The organism is Aeromonas sp. PI_26 (assembly GCF_027854445.1).
Classification (GTDB): Bacteria; Pseudomonadota; Gammaproteobacteria; order Enterobacterales; family Aeromonadaceae; genus Aeromonas; species Aeromonas veronii.
In genome coordinates this window covers 112,054-130,630 of sequence record NZ_JAJNOE010000001.1, presented here as the reverse complement: position 1 = coordinate 130,630, position 18,577 = coordinate 112,054, and the positions used below count along the sequence as shown (strand labels likewise).

Below are 18,577 nucleotides of genomic sequence, written 5' to 3'. Positions count from 1 at the left end.
TCGCCACCGCCAGCCGCACTCCCCCCTCTTGCTGATCATGTTGCTCACGACTGCGGCCTCTCGCTTACTCCTTTCTCGGCTTATTGACAGTTAACGCCATAACTTTGCTTACATATTTGCGGCTGTTATTTATCAGGGCTTTGCTGCAGGATAATCGCCGCGCACAACCTTTTCCGTTTCCATTCAGGTGATCGATGAACATAACCCCCAAGCAGAGAACACTGGCCATCACCATGCTGATCGCCGTGGTGCTCCTCGGCTGGCTGCTCTGGCCCAGTCAACCACCCAAGGCGATGCTGACCGCTCAGGTGACCCGCGAGGATATTGCCCAGACCGTGCTGGCCAGTGGTGTGCTGCAGGCCGTAGAGCAGGTGGATGTGGGGGCCCAAGTCTCCGGTCAGGTTACCAAGCTGGCCGTCGAGGCCGGAGATCAGGTCAAGCAGGGAGACCTGCTGGCCGAGATCGATCCCCTGATTGCCCAGAACAACCTCAAGACGGCCGAGGCGGAGCTTGCCAGCAACCGCGCCCAGCTCAAGATCAAGCAGGCACAACTCAAACAGAACGAGCTCGCCTGGCGGCGCCAGCAGCAGATGTTCAAACAGGAGGCGAGCTCACGGGCCGATCTGGAAAGTGCCGAGGCACTGCTGGCAGTCACCCGCGCCGAACTGCAAAACAGCCAGGCCAATATCGACAACGCCCTGATCAAGGTTGATAGGGCCAAGACCGAGCTGGGCTACACCAAGATCCTGGCGCCGATGGATGGCACCGTCATCAGCATTGTGACCCGTCAGGGCCAGACCCTGGCTGCCAGCCAGACGGTGCCGACCGTGCTCAAGCTGGCCAACCTCGAGACCATGACGGTCAAGGCGCAGATCTCCGAAGCCGATGTCACCAAGGTAAAAGCCGGCATGCCGGTCTACTTCACCCTGATCGGCGATCCGGATACCCGCTATCAGGGTACGCTTCGCGCCGTGGAGTTAGCGCCTACCAACATCAACGATCAGGCCACCACAGGCACCACCACCAACAATGCGGCTGTCTACTACTACGCCCTGTTCGATGTGCCCAATCCCGACCATACCCTGCGGGTGGCAATGACCACCCAGGTGACCATAGTGCTCGGCGAGCGCAAGCAGGTGCTCACTGTGCCGCAAACCGCCCTCGGCAAGTCGCTGGGTGACAACGAGTATGAAGTCACCGTGATCAAGGACGATGAAACAACCGAAACCCGCCATATCAAGACTGGTATGAAGGACGAGATCCGCATTGAGGTGATCAGCGGGCTAAGCGAGAAGGAGGAGGTGCAGCTCAATCACGGAGCCCCCGCCGACAATGATGAGATGGCGGTGATGCTATGAGTGAGCCCCTGAACCAGCTGCCGTTGATCCAGCTGAAAGGGGTCGAGCGACGCTACCAGAGCGGCGACAGCGAAGTCACCGTGCTCCACCCTATTGATCTCACCATCTCGGCAGGAGAGATGATCGCCATTGTCGGCGCGTCCGGCTCCGGCAAGTCGACCCTGATGAACCTGCTGGGTTGTCTCGATAGCCCGAGCAGCGGCCAGTACCTGTTTCGCGGTCAGGACACCGCCACCATGGATGCGTTGGCGCTGGCCCGACTACGCTGCCACCACTTCGGCTTTATCTTTCAGCGCTACCACCTGCTGCCCCACCTCGATGCCGCCGCCAACGTGGAGATCCCGGCCGTCTATGCCGGCACCACTCGCCCGGATCGCCAGGCGCGTGCGCGTCAGCTGCTGGGTAGACTGGGTCTGGCCGATCGCAGCCACCATACCCCGGGCCAGCTCTCCGGCGGTCAGCAGCAGCGGGTCAGTATCGCCCGGGCGCTGGCCAATGGCGGCGAAGTGATCCTCGCCGATGAACCGACCGGCGCACTGGATAGCCAGAGCGGCAAGGAGGTGATGGCAATCCTCAAGGAGCTGCACGCTCAGGGCCACACCATCATTCTGGTCACCCACGATATGAACGTGGCCAGCCATGCCGACCGGATCATCACTCTCAAAGATGGTCGGATTGAACAAGATAGTGGCCCCAGCCAAACGGCCGTGTTGGCTCCAGCCACCGCCACACCCCCTCAAAAAATAGTGTCCACTAAAGGTGCCATGGGTCACGACTGGGATCGCTATCGGGAAGCGGGACGGATGGCGATGCATGCCATGCTCGCCCACCGGATGCGCACCTTCCTCACCATGCTCGGCATCATCATCGGCATCGCCGCCGTGGTGAGCGTGGTGGCGCTGGGGCAAGGGGCGCGCGCCAAGGTGATCGACCAGATCAATGCGATGGGCACCAACACCATCGAAATCTTCCCGGGCAAGGGATGGGGCGATGAGAAGATGGCCAGCATCCAGACCCTCAACAAGGGGGATCTCGATGCTCTGCTGGGGCAACCCTATCTTGCGGGCGCCAGCCCCGAGATTGGCAGCTCCGGCCAGTTGCGCTATCGCAACAAGACCAACAGCGGCAATGTGACCGGGGTTGGTAACGACTATTTCAAGGTGAAGGGGATGACGCTGGTCAGTGGTCGCTTACTGGAGTGGCAAGATATCCAGCAGCGGGCAGCCGTTGCCGTAGTGGACAAGAAGAGCATCACCAGCCTGCTTGGCAAAGAGGAACCGGTCGGCAAGGTGGTACTGGTCGGCACCTTGCCGGTGCGGATTGTCGGTGTGGTTTCGCAGGAGACCGGCTTTGGCCCCACCAGCCAGTCGGTCAATATCTGGCTGCCCTACAGCGCGGTGATGAGTCGCCTCATCTCGCAGCACCACTTCAGCCAGATCACCATCCGGGTCAAAGACGGGGTACAACCGGCACTGGCCGAGCAGGCGGTGATCGAGCTGATCACCAAGCGCCACGGGGTGAAGGATTTCTTCACCTTCAGCAGCGACAGCATCATCAAATCGGTGGAAAAAACCACCGCCACCATGACCCTGATGGTCTCGGCCATCGCAGTGATCTCGCTGATCGTCGGTGGGGTGGGCGTGATGAACATCATGCTGGTGTCGGTGGTGGAGCGCACCCGCGAGATCGGCATTCGCATGGCAGTAGGCGCCCGCCAGTCGGATATTCTGCAGCAGTTCCTGATTGAAGCCGTGATGGTGAGCCTGCTGGGGGGGATCTTCGGCGTCGGCCTCTCGCTCGGTATTGGCGCGCTCTTTTCACTGCTGGTGGACTCCATCAAGATGCAGTTCTCGCTCTTCTCCATCCTGATGGCCTTTGGCTGCTCGTCACTCATCGGGATCCTGTTTGGTTACCTGCCGGCACGCAATGCGGCGCGGCTCGACCCTGTTGTCGCACTGGCGAGGGAATAACAATGCACAAACTCTCCTGGCTGGCTCTCTGCATGGCCCTCAGCGGCTGCAGTCAGCACAGCACCTATCAAAGACCCGAACTGGCGATCGCCCCCACATGGCAACAGGCAGAGGGCACCCAATTGGCTACGCAGGCTGGTCCCTGGTGGCGGGAATTTCATGATCCCCAGCTCGACAAACTGGTCGAGGCGGTTCTGGCCGCCAACCCGGACATGCGTGTGGCGGCCCTCAAGCTCAAAAGCGCACGACTGGGCGCCGAGCAAGCCGATACCAACCTCACCCCCTCGGTCAATGGCACTATCGCAGCCAGTGGCAACAAGGATCTGAAAACCGGCAAAGACACCAACAGTCTGGGTCCCTCGCTGAGCCTCAGTTACGAAGTGGATTTGTGGGGCAAGCTTGCCTCGGTGCGGGATCAGGCAAGCTGGGAGGCGGCGGCAAGCGAGCAGGATCTCGCCAGCACCCGACTGCTGCTGATCGGCAATACCCTGGAGCAGTATTGGCAGCTCGGCTATCTCGGCTCTGCCATCACCCTTGGGGAACAGCAGCTGGCCAACCTAACCCGTACCGAGCAACTGACCCAGACCAAATACCAGGAAGGCGCCATCACCCGGCTCGATCTGGCGCAGGCACGCCAACAGTTGGCCGGAAAACAGGCTGAGCTGGCCTCCCTCAAGGCGCAGCAGGAGCAGGCCCGCAATGCCCTGCGTCTGCTGCTGGGCCGCAGCAGCGGACCGCTGGAGTATGCACCCGCGTCCCTTGCAAAGCAGACCATTCCTGAACTTGCGGTGGGTATTCCAACCGATGTGCTGGCTCGCCGCCCCGATGTCAAAGCGGCCGAATTGCGGCTGCGCAAGACGCTGGCAAAGGGGGACGAGATCCGCACCAGCTTCTACCCCAGCCTGACCCTAACCGGCAGCGCCAGCACCGCATCCGATAGATTGGCGCAGGTGCTGCAAAATCCGGTAGGTACGCTGGGAGCCAGCCTCGCCCTCCCCTTCCTTGAATACAACCGCACCCAGCTTACCATCGAAAGCTCAGAGCTGGATTACCAGATCGCTGAAACCGAGTTTCGCAAACAGCTCTACACCGCACTGGTGGAGGTGGAAGACAATCTGGCCGCACGCCACTATGGCCGACAGCGACTCGATTATCTGCAGGAGCAGCTGAGTTATGCCCGGGAGGCCGAACGGCTGGCCAAAGCTCGCTTCCAGGCGGGTGCAACCGGCGTGCAAGCTTGGCTTGATGAGCAGAACCGACTGTGGGATGCCCAGCAGAGCCTGCTGGCACAGCAAAAAGAGCAGCTCACCACCACCGCCAAAATCTATCGCGCCCTGGGTGGCAGCGATAGCGTGGCGCCCCGATAACGCCTCCCCCCAATATTCCCCACTCTGCCTGTAGAGTGGGGAATGCCATCGCCATCGACCGCACCGAATTCCCTCGCCCACACGGCAACCGAACGCCATTGCCCATCATCAGGGGCAGGTATGACAGCGCAGACAGTTACATGCATCGGCTACCCTGACTATCCCGGCGATATCTTGCGGCTCTCTATCCCTCACGCACCCTGACCAGAGATAACGGTTACCGGATATTCCGCTAGGATCTTGCAGAGCGGAGCCCTGTGAATCGTGAGAGGCATTTCCGAAACACGTATCTGCACGACCGATACAAATAGCGATATCACGCAGTTAATCCTGCACGACAAAATTAATCGCAAACAGCGAGTGATATTGAGCAAAGTAACAGTGAAGTGAAACGACGGTAAAAAAGGATACAAGCGAGGATGTAGATAACAGTGGGGCGGAAGGCGGATTGGATAACCACGAGTAAAACGGCAAAAAAATAATGCCGCCCAAGGGCGGCATTATTCAATCTCTGAACCTGACGAATTAGATCAGGAAATCGTTCAGGTCTTTACCCAGTGCTACTTGAGCAGCAATGGCTTTCGGCATACGGCCTTGACCGGTCCAGGTTTTTTCCTGACCATCTTCTTCGTACTTGTATTTAGCCGGACGCGGAGCACGCTTGCTCTTGGCAGCGCCAGTCGCAGCAGCCGGAGCAGCGGCAGTCGCCAACAGCTCGCGAGGATCAATACCAGCCTGCTGCAGCATTTCGGTGAATTCATTCAGCTTGCGCTGACGCTCTTCCTGTTCAGCACGCTCCTGTTCCACAGAATCGGCGCGCTCTTGGTAAACCAGGTCAAACTTCTCTTTAGCTTCCAGCAGTTGCTCAAACGGCAGCTCACGAATAGCCGCACGCAGACTGCGAATGTTCAGCAGAACTTTCAGAAACTCGTTCATTATTTCCTCACAAAAAAGTCGGTTACAGGGATAACTGTTTCAGAATAGCATGGACAATTCATAACTACATGCAATTTTTACTATCAGGGCATACTTGGAAAGAATATGAAAATAAACTTGCCAACAAACTCACGCTTTCACCCATTAAACCTATCTCGCCTAGACATCTCTTTTGATATCACCACCAAATCGAACATACACATCTGAAACTATTAATATGAGGTTCAGGGTAATTGCCATCAACATTTTTCAGAAAATGCAACTAGTGCGTCAAACGATTCCTGAGCAATACCTGCATAAAAAAATAGAACGATGCCTGCTCGCATCATGAGCAGATTAAGACCATGCGTCATATTACCCAATCAATCGCACCAGGGATTAAAACCACTTAAAAACAACAAGTTAAAAACAACCCAATGAACATAAAAAAGGCGTGCGACTAAAGATACATTTCCCCTCCAACTTACCTCTTGCACAGAAACCACAGATTCATTCCTACAGCTATAACGGGATAGAGCCAAGCCGCTATGATTGCCTCATATCCCATTTTCCACGCCTTAGTTGGCTGCTCCAGTAGGTAACGTATCCACACCACTGACCATTGGTTTAGAGGTTGCCTCAATCAGCAATGGTTCTTTTGGATACCAACGGAGCGCTTCGGCTCTTAAATTACGAGCCTCGTCAGGGCGCCCCAACGCATTCAATGCAACAACCATGTTCGCGTAGATATTTGCTCTGGGTGTATGGCGAACAAAATCTTGCCCCCATGCCAGGTAAGCTTCCAGTTCGGTCTTATTCTGAGTCTGTAAACCCACCATCAATCGTACCGCATTTACATCAAACTCAACCCGCGTCAACCAAGCCATTGGATTAATAATATCCAGCAACAATGCTGGCTCCTTATACCCTCCCCGTTCGTATTTGGTGACGACCCAGGCCGTATGAAGCGCAGTCAACATGAATGGTACGATAAACAAGGGGATGGAAACCGCCAGAAAGCGTAACAACAACTTATGGGGGTAACGGTATACGGCTATCCCTCTGGCTGCGTCTGCCCCACAGGTTTCATCGATATACCAGACCAACATCAATAAAAAAATCCAGTGAGCAATGGAGTGATAGAGGGGATATTCGACCTGGGTATGAAGTGTAATGGGTACGACTAATGCCAATAAGGCCAATCCATGCGACCTGGATTGACCCGCTACACGCCATATCACAGCGGCCCCCATCACCAAGAGCCCGATGACAGGCAAGATACCCCCTTCAACAGCCCAATAGAGCAACTCATTATGAGGATGATCAAGGTTGTACTCAATCTGTGGCATTGCCGGATTCAATAACTTGTCTGCCATATAGTTATGCAGGAATACAGATTCGAAAGAACCATACCCCCATCCGGTAAAAGGATGCTGTGACAGCAGGTGCAATGCATACGACCAATAAATCGTACGATACCCCCCCGACTGATAGACAGAAAGACCCCGCTTGACCCCTTCCACACCATACAGAGATGCGAGTCCGAACAGCACGCCCAATAAGACACATGAAAGAGTCACCTTCAAAGCGTGGTTTCTCTTCAACCAGGGAAGCATCATCAGCAAAGCCAATATTCCACCCAATTGCCCAACTCTGGATTGAAGAACAATCAGCAACACCACTGAACCAACGATCACATAACCCTGAAGTGCCTTCAGCCATCGATGTTGGTTGAGGGTATTTAGCCAAGCAGCCAGAGACAAACCGGTGGCCATAAAACTGGCCATCACGTTGGGTTGCTGAAAAATGCCATATGGACGATTTGCTTTGGTGTCATAGCCAAGCCAATTGCCCGGTGTTAGCAGGTAATACTGCACCAGACCCAAAGTCATTTCGATAGCTATCGCAACCAGCATAAGCGTCAATAGCTGTTGACGCGCCTTCTGTGCAAGATGGAACTGATAGAGCGAGAAGAGAAATAATCCGCCGCCAACAAGACCTCCGAGGCGAGGAAGTGCGTAATCACGCAAGGTGGCGTCAGACCACGCCATGGGTAGCAGCATCAATACAATCGCGCCCCCCCAAACTTGCAAGAGCCTGCTGGACACCAATTCGCCTTTCGACGTGATATGCCACAACCCCAGACAGATCATCAAAGAAGCAAATATCCATCCCCATGCGTTGAAAGGAAGATAGAGACCTGCCCCACCCGGGTTATGCATGAAAAAATGCATTCCAAGTCCCAGCCAAAGTATGCTTATCCCCCAAAAGAGAAAAAACACTCGCTTTTCCCGATGGGCTGATGGCACTGATGACCCGGTGGACGGAAATGTAGGCATAAAAAAAGCGCTCTGAAAAAATGGTGTTTCATACAACCATATTCAGAGCGCTTTACTCAAGCTATAGCATTAATTAGTCAGGGAATGACGCGTTGCTACTCAAACTGTAAAGACTGTATTTTCTGGCCAACATCTGGCCCCCATCTCTGGTCAATGGCATCCAGCCAATCGAACCTTTGCTGGTTGTCGGGCGAAGCAGCATCAAGTCGAAGGGAATCGTCACATAGATACCTTTAGTGAAACTCCCCTCTCCATACTCATCAGCAGACACATCAGTCAACGTTGCAAACACCCCTGCCACAACGCCGGATGAGAAGCGTTTGGACAGATCCAGTGTCGCCCCGACATCCCCTGCCAGATAACGGCCAATAGAGAGCTGGGCAGTCACATCATCAACATAGGGCAGTTGCCAATAACCGGTCACATGGCCTGTTGCCACATCGTAATCGGCCATCCGCAAGGTATTGTTCCAATCCCGTTGCTTGACCCAGTTCACATCAGCCGCAATTGCCCATGAACGACCAAAAGGACGATACAGCAGTTCGGCACCACCACCGGCGTACATCATCTCCAGATAACCGGCATAAGCCTGACCATACCACTCAGGTGAGAACTGCTCGAAATGGGTCGCTTGCAGGTTGTTAAGCAATACATCGGAGGAGCTGACATATTCCCGGATCCAGGTTCTCACCCTGGGCAAAGCATCCCCGTCCAGCGGTGGATTCTTATAATTGAACTTGTCGTAGTTATTGGCCAGGTTCACAAATACCGTGCCCCCCAGCCAGTTCTTCTCGGTCACCCGCCAATCACCATTGAAGTTGAGACCAAGCTGATACATGTAGAAAGACTCCGGCCCCCCAACAGACTGGTTCAACACAGGATCCACGCTGTAACTCAGCGCCGAGCTGCGACTTTCATGGCGAACAGGTGCCGACGGTGCATTGGCTGCGATGACATCCGACTTATAAGTAGTCTCTTGTCCCAATGGGAGGTCACTGTTTGCCAACCGTACAGAGTCCATGTCCACTACAGTCTCACGGATATCGAGCCCTTTCTTCTGCTCAACGATATGCAGAGAGTGAACGGAAGCGGGCAACGCATTCGCGGCCAATAATGACATTCGATCTTCGGCTTCATCTGGCTTGCGATACTTCAGCTGCTCACCGCTGACAAAAACACGATCGTCCGTGCCATACCAGACCAGATCACGATATCCGGCATTGCTTTTCGTCTGCGCACTGAGTGCAGCCCAATCGACATCATCCAGTTGGGCCGGACTCTTTTCCGGTTGATACTCAGGCCGGGGCTCATCCAGATGGGCCTGCTGCAACTCATTAAAGTTGGTCCGCATAGTAATACCCCACATCAGGGTATTCCCGCGCTGATAGCTGAGATGAGTATCCATATTATCGAAAATACGATACACGGCACCTATGTTGACAGGTGAGCTATGCGGCAAGGCTCCATAGCCGCCTTTGCTGTTACGGGCCGCATACTCGCGGCTGTAATCATTACCGTCATATTCCAGTTTCAGACGCAAAGGGCGCCATGGTGTCTGATACTCGATACCGCCAAATAAGGCCGCCGGGCCGTGGAACAGACTATCGACCTCAAATTTGCCGCCATTGCCCGCATAACCATCATTACGCTGGCACCAACTCTCTTTGTATTCACAGAAGGGGTTCTTGATATTGCCGCTCTCGGCCATATTCCCCCAGCCCATTCCAAGGGTGAAATCAAAGGGGCCATAACGTTTACTGGCAACAACGTACTCGCTATCGAACAGGCCAGTCCCCATCAAGTCTCTGAAGCCCAATGATACTTGGGGTAAATAATCAGACTCTTGCCAAAGTCGGAATTTAAAATCCATCGACTTGTCTTTGTAAGTCTGATCCCCGCTGAACTGCTCGTAAGGGCTATACAGGCGAGTTCTGACATCGGTATAACGCAGCGTGGCCTCAAACCAGTCAAAGGGCTGCATGGAGATCGACCAGCGTCGATACTCCTCGTTATCCATGTAGTTGAAACTGAACTCGCCTTCTGCGGCCATTCTGGCGCTGGGCATCTGCAGCAGACCTGCCCCACCGAAATCACTTTGCGATGGGCCATAGGGATCATTCACCCCGGGTGCAGCAACACAAACGGTCGAGACGGCCAGGGCAATATATGAAAGTTTTGGAATCATTAATGAGGCACCCTGTTTGCAATTATCTCGGCGATCCGCTGATTTATTCCGGTAAATGAAGAGGGCAACAGGTCAGGATCAAACCCGACCAGCAGTGCAGCCCCAGCCATGGGTTCACGATGAAGCTTGTTCCAGACGGCAACGGGGACCATATCGATATCACCGGTTGGCTGGATCAACAGCAGATGAGCCGAGTCGGCCCCCTCCAGCAGCGCATCACGCTTCCAATATTCATCGACACCGGCACCGGGTATCAGAGGCAGCGTGGGGAGCGCTTCCATCAGGCCAAACATGGCAACCTGAGGCTGGCGGGCAGCAACAAACAGCCGGTAGTTGCCTTCCAGGCGAGGGTTATCCTGCGGGGAGCGCTGGGCATTGTCAGGATCAACTATCACAGGCAAGCGGCCGGTAACGGTGATGCCTTCGAGTTGATGTGCAAGACGAGCCGCAGAAGAGGCACGTTGAGCCTCACCTTCACTACGCCATATGCTCGCCAGACTCTCCAACTCACGGATCACCGCCGTTTGCTTGAGCTCAAACTCATGTTGACGGGCTGGCGTCGTAATCTGGGCAGAGCGCCAATAGATGGGTGATGGCAGCAGCTTGTTTCTCAGCAAGGCGTCAAGGCGTGCCCCTTCACTCAAGGTGATGGGATCTTGAAGACGCCCCTGATAGTAAATGCTGACACTGGTATCCGCGAAGCAAGCACCGGACAGCAATAAAAGAGATAGGGTCAGTTTTTTCATGACGAGAATGGCTTCAAAATGGTGAGTTCAATGACCGGCAGATCAGGGCCGAGATGTTGCTGGGTTTTTACTACCTGTCCATTAACCGGATCTCGCCAGAAAACATTGGTCCAGGATTTCCCCCCCGGGAACATTGAAACCGTCTCTTCAAAACGCGTAGCTGAAACTCGGCGCGTGACCAGGTCCAGCTCATCCTGTCCGGCACGGACCATCTTCCCTTCAAGACGATAGCCGCTGAGATAGCGCTGTTCCCACTCTGACAAGGCACTCCAGTTGGCAGATGAGGTAGCAGCCATCGACAGTGGGTCGGCAGAAGCACTCTCGCTCATGACCAGGTCATTTTCCATACCGACAGTTTTAATGACCCGACCGTGGCGGGTAATAATCATGACCCGATCGGCTGTCAGCCAGGAGAGTTCATCTCCATTGACATAAGCCAATACCACGAAGATCCGCGGGTTATCACCGATTTTCAGATAAGCGCTTGCATAAGGCAGTTTATTGACATGCTCGGCACTGACGGTCACATCATCAGCCCCCAACACGGCATATTTGATAGTTTCGCTCGTCACAGAAGCAGTATTTGAACAACCGGTGAGAGATAACAAACCAAGAAAAACAAGATTGCGCGATAAAGACATAGAGTGACCACAGTGACATATAAAAAAATAAGGCTGCCAAAGCAGCCCTATATCATATTAACGAGTACTGGTTGTGGTTCCGGTACCACGGCCGGCATCATCGTTGGAGTTGGCATTTGCAATGGCAACACCAGCAACAACCGCAGCACCTACACCAACGGCAACAATGGTGCCAGTCCCGATGGCAGCAGCACTGGCAGCACCAGCACCTGCGGCACCGGCAGAACCGGTGGATGCGGCAGCAGCAGCTTCTTCAGCAGCCATCACACCATGAGAGAATGCCATGGCAGCAGCCAGAATCAGGGCGGTTTTTTTCATTTCATCTTTCCTTGTTTATTGTCTACTTGTGGCTCGGAGAAAATATGGCATGACAACAATGCTATTACCATATATCCCTTTACCAGCGCATTGCCATGTTCACAAAAAGTTAAGTAACTCATTGTAAACATAGATAATTGCAATAATAGCATACCATCGGGACGCTATTATTGCACTGAAATACAGGTTGCATTCGAAAACTATTTTATGGTGGTCATAAAAAAGGTGCGCCATGAAGACGCACCCTGCATTCACCTATTGCGGTTATCCAAACAGAATGTCAGGCTTTTTCCTTGCTGCCATAACTGTATTGATAATATCCGTAGTTACCGTAATAACTGCTCGCCTTCTTCTCGACCGCGTTGAGCAAGATCCCCTTGATAGCGACCCCGTTTTGCTCAAAGCGGCGAATGGCCACCTCCACCTCTTTGACCGCAGTCTTGGCGAAGCGGGCAACCAGCAAGGATGCGCCCACATGCTGACCAACAATGGCAGCATCGGTGACCGCCAGGATGGGAGGGGAGTCAACGATGACAAAATCGTAGTGCTCGCTCGCCCAATCCAGCAGCGCTTTGAAACGAGGATGCATCAACAGCTCGGAAGGGTTGGGTGGCACAGCCCCACGACAGACAAAATCAAGGCCATCAAACCCGGTCTGGCTCACAACGTGCGCCAGCTCTGTCTGACCTGCCAGATAGGCACTCAGACCGGCGCCCATCTCCTGCCCCATTACCTTCTGCATATAGCCTTTGCGCAAGTCGGCATCGATAACCAGCACCTTCTTGCCACCCAGAGCTAACGTGGCAGCGAAGTTGGTCGACACAAAGGTTTTGCCAAGACCTGGGCCGGGGCCAGAGATCATCACTATGTTGTTTTTGGCTTCCATCATGGCGAAATGGAGGCTGGTTCGCAGGCTACGCAGTGACTCCATCGCCAAATCGGCCGGATTTCGCGCAGCCAGCAAGGCCTCGTTGAGAGGCATTGCCTGCCGCCGCTTTTTCTGCTGCTGCTCGATGGTGGCCTGCTCAGAGGAGTAGGGGATGGTGGCATAGACCGACAGCCCCATCTCTTCCAACTGTTCCGGGCTTTCCACACCACGGTGGAAGGCTGCGCGCACCAGGATCAACCCCACTGACAGCATGCCACCAAGCAGTGTCGCCAGTACCACGATCAGTGGCTTCTTCGGCTTGACGGCACGGGTTTCAACAGCGGCATCATCGATGATCCGCACATTGCCGATAGTGCCCGCCTTCATGATGTTGAGCTCCTGCTGCTTGTTGAGCAGCTGGACGAAGATCTCCTGACCGACCTGTACATCACGGGTCAGACGCAAAATCTCCTGCTGGGTTTTTGGCAGACGCTTGATCGACTTGTTGATCGCATTTTTGGTATTCATCAAGGTCTGGCGCTTTTCCATCAGGGCGATGTAAGCGGGGTGCTGGCGGGTATAGAGCTGCTGCAACTCCGCTTCCCGGAAGGTCAGCTCATTGAGCTGCTTCTCGAGGCCCACCATGGTATCCAGTGCGGCTTTCGCTTCCAGCGACAGATCGACCGACTCATTCTGCTGGCGATAAACATTTAACTGCTCTTCAGAACGATTCAGCTCCTCCTTAACCTGAGGCAGATGAGTCTGCAAGAAATCCAGGCTCTTCTGGGCCTCTTCGGTCTTACGTACCACATTCTGCTGCAGATAGTTCTGGCTGATGTTGTCGAGCACCGCACGAATGCGGCCCTTGTCATCCCCTTCCAGCGCCAGCGAGATGATCCCGGTATTTTTGCCCTTCTCACTGACCTGAAGATCGCGCTGCAACTCGGCAATCACATCCAGAGCCGGTTGTTTGACCAGCGTGAAGACCTGCCCCTCATCGGCTGCCACATCAGACAACAGCAGGGTGACATCCTCTTTCTCAAGCAGCTTGCCTACCTGACCTTCCAGCACCCGCCCCTCAACCTCAAGGGTAAAGTGTTTGTCTGCGTCAACCGTCAGCGTCAGCGGCGTCCCCAGCAATTCAGGCGCCACCTCAAAGCGGCTTACCGCCATCTTGGGATAGGGGTGCCCCATCAGCCGTGACAGACCACGGCCAACCAGCGGGAAGAAATTAGGAGTCACTACGGTATCGAGGTGAAGCTCTTGTACCGTACGGCCAAGCACCATACGAGAAGTCAGCAGCTCAATCTCGGCGGCGGCATCGGGCTGTTCACCGCCCAATACGTCAGCCATATCTCCGAGCAGCGCGGCACCACTGGCTTTTTTCTCCACCTGCAGCAAGGCGTTTGCCTTGAAGACCGGGGTCGCCAACAGAGCGTATGCAACGCCAAGAACCATAAACAGAGCGGTGATCGTCACAATCCACCAACGGCCATCGATCAGGTAACCCAGCAGGCGTCCCAGATCGATCTCGTCATTCTCCACCGCGGCACTGCTCTGCCGGGACGAAACAGAAGAAGTCGTCATTAAACACAATCCATTTTTATAGTCAGATACAACCCAAACACCACCAGACGCTGCGGATGTCGTTACAGTTTTTTCACCCACCCATCAGCGCTACGCACCAACAGCTGGTAAACATGTTCGTAAGCTTCCCGGCTCAGACGATAGGGATCGGGCACTTCACTCTCACCCTGCCAGTGGCCAAACAGCATGGTTTTGCCACGGGCCCCCGGATCGATAGCCGTGACGGCAGAGATATGCCCTTTCTCCATCACCAGGATCAGATCGGCATCCTGACAGAGCTCGCGGGTCAGTTGGCGCGCCGAATGTCCTTCAAGGGAAAGACCATGCTGCTGTGCCACCTCGCTCGCGACCTTGTCGGCCGGCTTGTCAACCAGGGCACTGACCCCGGCAGAACTGACCTGACGGCCGGGCAAACGCTCGCGAAGCAGTCGTTCACCGGTTGGGGAGCGGCAAATATTGCCCACACACACCACAAGAATTTTTTCAAACATATCGCTGTCGCTCTTAAAAAATAAAATCTGCAGCCACCGCCCCTCACTAAGTGCATCTTCCTGAAGGAAGGCGGGTAGAGGGTATAGCCCCCTGCCCTATCCTCCCCGTTTGTCACCGTATCAAGGCAACAAACAACCGGAGATAAGGGAGGCATCAGCCCCCCTCAATGCCGTCTCCCTGAGGAAGTACAGCTACACGTCAACCCAGCGGGAGAGGTTAAGCAACATCACCGCCTTACCAGTTACGAACCCGCAGCATGCCTTCGGTCAGCTCGTTAAAGCCGTTGATAGAGGGCACCAGCTGACTCAACACGCGATTCCAGCGCGTCACCGGCGCCGTGGTGACATAGACCACGTCGTAAGGTTGCAATGCAAACTCGGTCCCCATCACCAGCGCGGTGGCATCACTCAGGTCGAGCTGATAAATGGCGGCTTTCTCTTGGGCTTTCGCGGCGGGGCGCAATACGAAAATGCCGGTCGCATTGGCGGCATTCTGGTTAAGGCCCTCGGCACTGCTCAGTGCTTCGGTCAGGCTCATCCCCTCACGACCAATGGTCAGGGTCGATGCCTTGTTAACCTCACCCATCACAAAAACTTTCTGGGCATCGTTGCGCGGCACATAGAGCATGTCGCCGTCACGCATCAGCTGATTGTGAGAGAGATCCCCATACTGCAGCAGATCCTGCAGGGAGAGCGGGAACTCCTTGCCCTGGCGGGTCAACACCACATGGTGCCAATCTGCGGTCGGGGTCAGCCCGCCAGCCAGATTGAAGGCATCGAGCAGGGTCATCGGCACATTGGTGATAGGCTGGGCGCCCGGCTTGGTCACCTCACCGGAGATATAAACCTTCTGGGAGCGGAACGCCGCAATGCTCACATCCACCTGCGGGCTCTCGATATACTGGGCCAGACGCTTGGCGATATCGGTACGGATCTGTGCGACAGTTTTACCCACCACGTCCACCTTGCCGATATAGGGGTAGAAGATGGTGCCATCGGCATGCACCCAGTTGCCCGCTTCGCTGGCACTGCGGTAAGAACCGGCCGGAATGGTCAACTCGGGGTGATCCCACACGGTGACATTGAGGATGTCACCCACACCAATCCGGTACTCGTAACGGCTGATCTCGCTATTGAGCTCAGGGTTGGCCTTGCCCACCACCGGTGCCTTGCGCAGTTGGCTGATCAACGCCGGTGTAACCGGATAGACATCTGCCAGCTGATCAACATCAACGGAACCTGTAGCCACCTCGGTTTTGCCACTGGTGGAAAGATTGGTACCGGGCACCACAGTGCACGCACTGAGCAGGGCCACGGCCGACAACAGAGGAATGAGCTGAATCCTTTTCACTACCACACCTTATTAAGCTTGCCATCAAGAACTGAACGGAAAAATCGCCGTATGATAGCGGAAAACACGGAGAATTCTGAGATAAATTTACGGATAAAATCACAGCAACAATGGAACCGCTCAATATAAGCAGAACACTGACAATTCAATGGATATATACCCAATTTCAAGCACACCATCTTTGGTGCTGATATTAAAATCAGCCTTGGTTTGCCAACAAGCTTAACCAGATATGTGCTTGAATCGCACCGACGTGATATTTAACGACTTTTTTACAATAAAATGCGATTCCCTCAGCTTGAGGGAACCGCTATCGATTTATTAGTCACTACCAAACAGATCGCGGGTATATACCTTGTCTGTCACATCGCTCAACTCTTCAACCATACGGTTGGCCAATATCACATCACAACTCTCTTTGAATTGCGCCAGATCGGTAATGACTTTAGAGCGGAAAAACTCGGGCTCCCGCAAGGTGGGCTCATAAATGACCACTTCAATCCCTTTCGCCTTGATCCGCTTCATGACCCCTTGAATGGCAGAAGCACGGAAGTTATCGGACCCCGCCTTCATCACCAGTCGATAGACACCCACTCGCTTTGGATTCTTGCGGATCACCGAGTCGGCAACAAAATCCTTACGCGTGGTATTGGAATCAACAATTGCCCGGATCAGGTTATTCGGTACCTTGTTGTAGTTGGCCAGCAGCTGCTTGGTATCTTTCGGCAAGCAGTAACCACCATAGCCAAATGACGGGTTATTGTAGTGGCTACCAATACGGGGATCGAGACCGATACCATCAATAACCTGGCGACTATCGAGACCATGGAGCTGGGCATAGGTATCGAGCTCATTAAAAAAGGCAACCCGCATGGCCAGATAGGTATTGGCAAACAGCTTGATCGCCTCGGCTTCTGTGCTGTCGGTAAACAACACAGGCACATCTTTCTTGATCGCCCCTTCCAATAGCAAATTGGCGAACACGTGAGCCCGCTCGGAACGCTCACCCACAACAATGCGAGACGGATGCAGGTTGTCGTAAAGGGCGCGACCTTCACGCAAAAACTCCGGCGAGAAAATAAGATTGTCACATCCCAACTCTTCACGCAGCCGAACAGTAAAGCCGACCGGAATGGTGGATTTGATCACCATCACCGCATCGGGATTAATGGCCATCACATCCTGAACTACCGACTCCACCGTGCTGGTATTGAAGTAGTTGGTTTCGGGATCATAATCAGTTGGCGTTGCGATGATAACGAAGTCTGCCCCTTGATAAGCCTCTTCTTTATTAAGGGTGGCTCGCAGATTCAGATCACGGCTGGCCAGATAGCTTTCAATCTCTTTATCGACGATGGGGGAGCGGCGCTGATTGATCAGCTCAACCTTGCTGACAATCACATCGACGGCAACCACTTCATGGTGTTGCGCAAGTAAAACAGCATTTGATAATCCGACATATCCCGTGCCAGCGATAGCAATTTTCATTATTACACCTTAAGGTGAGTTATAGACAATTAAAGAAATATAAAAATGATGCTAGATATAATCCTATTACGACTGTACTATTCAAATCGCTTAAAAAGAAAATCTAATTCAGTCTCAGTGAGGTTAAATTTACGCCCCCAATATTTACCATCAGAGAAATTATTGTCAGGTCTTAGATAACTTGGATTCTTAGCGCCATTCCACTCGATATGAAATAAATTATCATTTACACATGAGAGTCGCCATTCAGAATTGCCTATAATTGTATGAAAGAACACTTCATCGACACAAACACTATATTTAAATTTTTTTATGAGTTCCTTTACATTACATTTATAAACAAGCCAATCAACAACATCCCTTTTTAAAGTAAACCATGGGGACCCTTTGTATATATCTACTTTATCAAAGTAATTGTTTCTAAAACCACAAATTGATAGTACAGATCCGATAGCATCAGAAAATTTACGCAGCAGAAGAAATTTTGGATAATATTTACTAGTAACATACAGGTGTATTTTAGATACTCTCTTTCGCATTTTAGGTTGAATAGAGTGAGCTAAAAAACTTTTGTCTGACGATGCAACAAACTTAATGAAATCGAAGGTGCTTTTTATTGGGAGACACTCACCACTTAATAGCGTAAACGCTGAGTTATCATCTTTCAGTGCATGCTCTAATAGATTAATTGTTGCCATTACTTGTGAGTAATGTCCCCACATGACACTAACCCTATTCTCTATGAACACTACATTTTCTAATACACACTCATCCTTCCATGCGTTTAATGACCGATAAACATTTTCAAATTTTTTATCTATATGTACATATATCCTAGCATGAGAGTTTAATAGTATCAGCAACCGCCTGAATTGGATTGTATCTTTATGAGCTTGTATTAAAAATGCATGCATACCACTTCACTCGCTATTACTTCGCCGGGATAAAAATCA

At 53.2% G+C, this 18,577-nt stretch carries 14 protein-coding genes; 3 read left to right on the top strand and 11 right to left on the bottom strand.

What is annotated here, in order from left to right; all coding sequences use genetic code 11:
• The first annotated feature begins 194 nt into the window (after window positions 1-194).
• The 3 genes from macA to LRL22_RS00570 are packed head-to-tail and all read left to right on the top strand — an operon-like array spanning window position 195 to window position 4,695.
• Window positions 195-1,358: a macrolide transporter subunit MacA gene (gene macA / locus LRL22_RS00580; protein WP_047439138.1), complete on the top strand. Its 1,164-nt coding sequence runs from the start codon at window positions 195-197 to the stop codon at window positions 1,356-1,358.
• Window positions 1,355-3,328 (top strand): MacB family efflux pump subunit, encoded by a 1,974-nt coding sequence (locus LRL22_RS00575; RefSeq protein WP_270904455.1) that lies wholly within the window; start codon window positions 1,355-1,357, stop codon window positions 3,326-3,328. Before macA ends, LRL22_RS00575 begins: the two co-directional genes overlap by 4 nt.
• 2 nt (window positions 3,329-3,330) lie before the next feature.
• Entirely contained in the window at window positions 3,331-4,695 is a 1,365-nt protein-coding gene (locus LRL22_RS00570; protein WP_270904454.1) for an efflux transporter outer membrane subunit, read from the top strand.
• A 525-nt stretch (window positions 4,696-5,220) separates the two neighbouring features.
• Here the strand turns inward: LRL22_RS00570 and LRL22_RS00565 are convergent.
• The 11 genes from LRL22_RS00565 to LRL22_RS00515 form a co-directional block, all read right to left on the bottom strand.
• A complete protein-coding gene (locus LRL22_RS00565) occupies window positions 5,221-5,631 on the bottom strand; it encodes an H-NS family histone-like protein (protein ID WP_005344269.1) in 411 nt (136 codons plus the stop codon).
• 557 nt (window positions 5,632-6,188) lie between these two features.
• Window positions 6,189-7,832: a PglL family O-oligosaccharyltransferase gene (locus LRL22_RS00560; protein ID WP_270904631.1), complete on the bottom strand. Its 1,644-nt coding sequence runs from the start codon at window positions 7,830-7,832 to the stop codon at window positions 6,189-6,191.
• 190 nt (window positions 7,833-8,022) lie between these two features.
• The gene (locus tag LRL22_RS00555; RefSeq protein ID WP_270904453.1) at window positions 8,023-10,134 is read right to left on the bottom strand and encodes a YjbH domain-containing protein; all 2,112 of its coding nucleotides are present in this window, start codon (window positions 10,132-10,134) and stop codon (window positions 8,023-8,025) included.
• Entirely contained in the window at window positions 10,134-10,880 is a 747-nt protein-coding gene (locus LRL22_RS00550; RefSeq protein WP_270904452.1) for a capsule biosynthesis GfcC family protein, read from the bottom strand. The genes LRL22_RS00555 and LRL22_RS00550 overlap by 1 nt, the downstream gene beginning before the upstream one ends.
• Entirely contained in the window at window positions 10,877-11,521 is a 645-nt protein-coding gene (locus tag LRL22_RS00545) for a YjbF family lipoprotein (protein WP_216951356.1), read from the bottom strand. The genes LRL22_RS00550 and LRL22_RS00545 overlap by 4 nt, the downstream gene beginning before the upstream one ends.
• Window positions 11,522-11,578: 57 nt before the next feature.
• Window positions 11,579-11,839, bottom strand: coding sequence for a hypothetical protein (locus LRL22_RS00540; protein ID WP_150388737.1), 261 nt, complete (start codon window positions 11,837-11,839; stop codon window positions 11,579-11,581).
• Window positions 11,840-12,119: 280 nt separating this feature from the next.
• Window positions 12,120-14,294, bottom strand: a complete 2,175-nt coding sequence (locus LRL22_RS00535; protein ID WP_252656461.1) for a polysaccharide biosynthesis tyrosine autokinase — start codon at window positions 14,292-14,294, stop codon at window positions 12,120-12,122.
• A gap of 62 nt (window positions 14,295-14,356) precedes the next feature.
• Window positions 14,357-14,785: an arsenate reductase/protein-tyrosine-phosphatase family protein gene (locus LRL22_RS00530; protein ID WP_201955495.1), complete on the bottom strand. Its 429-nt coding sequence runs from the start codon at window positions 14,783-14,785 to the stop codon at window positions 14,357-14,359.
• 235 nt (window positions 14,786-15,020) lie between these two features.
• On the bottom strand, window positions 15,021-16,136 hold the full coding sequence (locus tag LRL22_RS00525; protein ID WP_270904451.1) for a polysaccharide export protein: 1,116 nt from the start codon (window positions 16,134-16,136) through the stop codon (window positions 15,021-15,023).
• Window positions 16,137-16,457: 321 nt separating this feature from the next.
• Entirely contained in the window at window positions 16,458-17,624 is a 1,167-nt protein-coding gene (locus tag LRL22_RS00520) for a nucleotide sugar dehydrogenase (RefSeq protein WP_111807427.1), read from the bottom strand.
• Between the two features lie 77 nt (window positions 17,625-17,701).
• Window positions 17,702-18,538: a beta-1,6-N-acetylglucosaminyltransferase gene (locus LRL22_RS00515; protein WP_270904450.1), complete on the bottom strand. Its 837-nt coding sequence runs from the start codon at window positions 18,536-18,538 to the stop codon at window positions 17,702-17,704.
• Between the last annotated feature and the right edge of the window lie 39 nt (window positions 18,539-18,577).

Excerpts from the sequence above, each read along its gene's own strand:
- macA (WP_047439138.1), top strand. The coding sequence starts at position 195 with ATGAACATAACCCCCAAGCAGAGAACACTGGCCATCACCATGCTGATC.
- LRL22_RS00575 (WP_270904455.1), top strand. The coding sequence starts at position 1,355 with ATGAGTGAGCCCCTGAACCAGCTGCCGTTGATCCAGCTGAAAGGGGTC.
- LRL22_RS00570 (WP_270904454.1), top strand. The coding sequence starts at position 3,331 with ATGCACAAACTCTCCTGGCTGGCTCTCTGCATGGCCCTCAGCGGCTGC.
- LRL22_RS00565 (WP_005344269.1), bottom strand. The coding sequence starts at position 5,631 with ATGAACGAGTTTCTGAAAGTTCTGCTGAACATTCGCAGTCTGCGTGCG.
- LRL22_RS00560 (WP_270904631.1), bottom strand. The coding sequence starts at position 7,832 with ATGCATAACCCGGGTGGGGCAGGTCTCTATCTTCCTTTCAACGCATGG.
- LRL22_RS00555 (WP_270904453.1), bottom strand. The coding sequence starts at position 10,134 with ATGATTCCAAAACTTTCATATATTGCCCTGGCCGTCTCGACCGTTTGT.
- LRL22_RS00550 (WP_270904452.1), bottom strand. The coding sequence starts at position 10,880 with ATGAAAAAACTGACCCTATCTCTTTTATTGCTGTCCGGTGCTTGCTTC.
- LRL22_RS00545 (WP_216951356.1), bottom strand. The coding sequence starts at position 11,521 with ATGTCTTTATCGCGCAATCTTGTTTTTCTTGGTTTGTTATCTCTCACC.
- LRL22_RS00540 (WP_150388737.1), bottom strand. The coding sequence starts at position 11,839 with ATGAAAAAAACCGCCCTGATTCTGGCTGCTGCCATGGCATTCTCTCAT.
- LRL22_RS00535 (WP_252656461.1), bottom strand. The coding sequence starts at position 14,294 with ATGACGACTTCTTCTGTTTCGTCCCGGCAGAGCAGTGCCGCGGTGGAG.
- LRL22_RS00530 (WP_201955495.1), bottom strand. The coding sequence starts at position 14,785 with ATGTTTGAAAAAATTCTTGTGGTGTGTGTGGGCAATATTTGCCGCTCC.
- LRL22_RS00520 (WP_111807427.1), bottom strand. The coding sequence starts at position 17,624 with ATGAAAATTGCTATCGCTGGCACGGGATATGTCGGATTATCAAATGCT.
- LRL22_RS00515 (WP_270904450.1), bottom strand. The coding sequence starts at position 18,538 with ATGCATGCATTTTTAATACAAGCTCATAAAGATACAATCCAATTCAGG.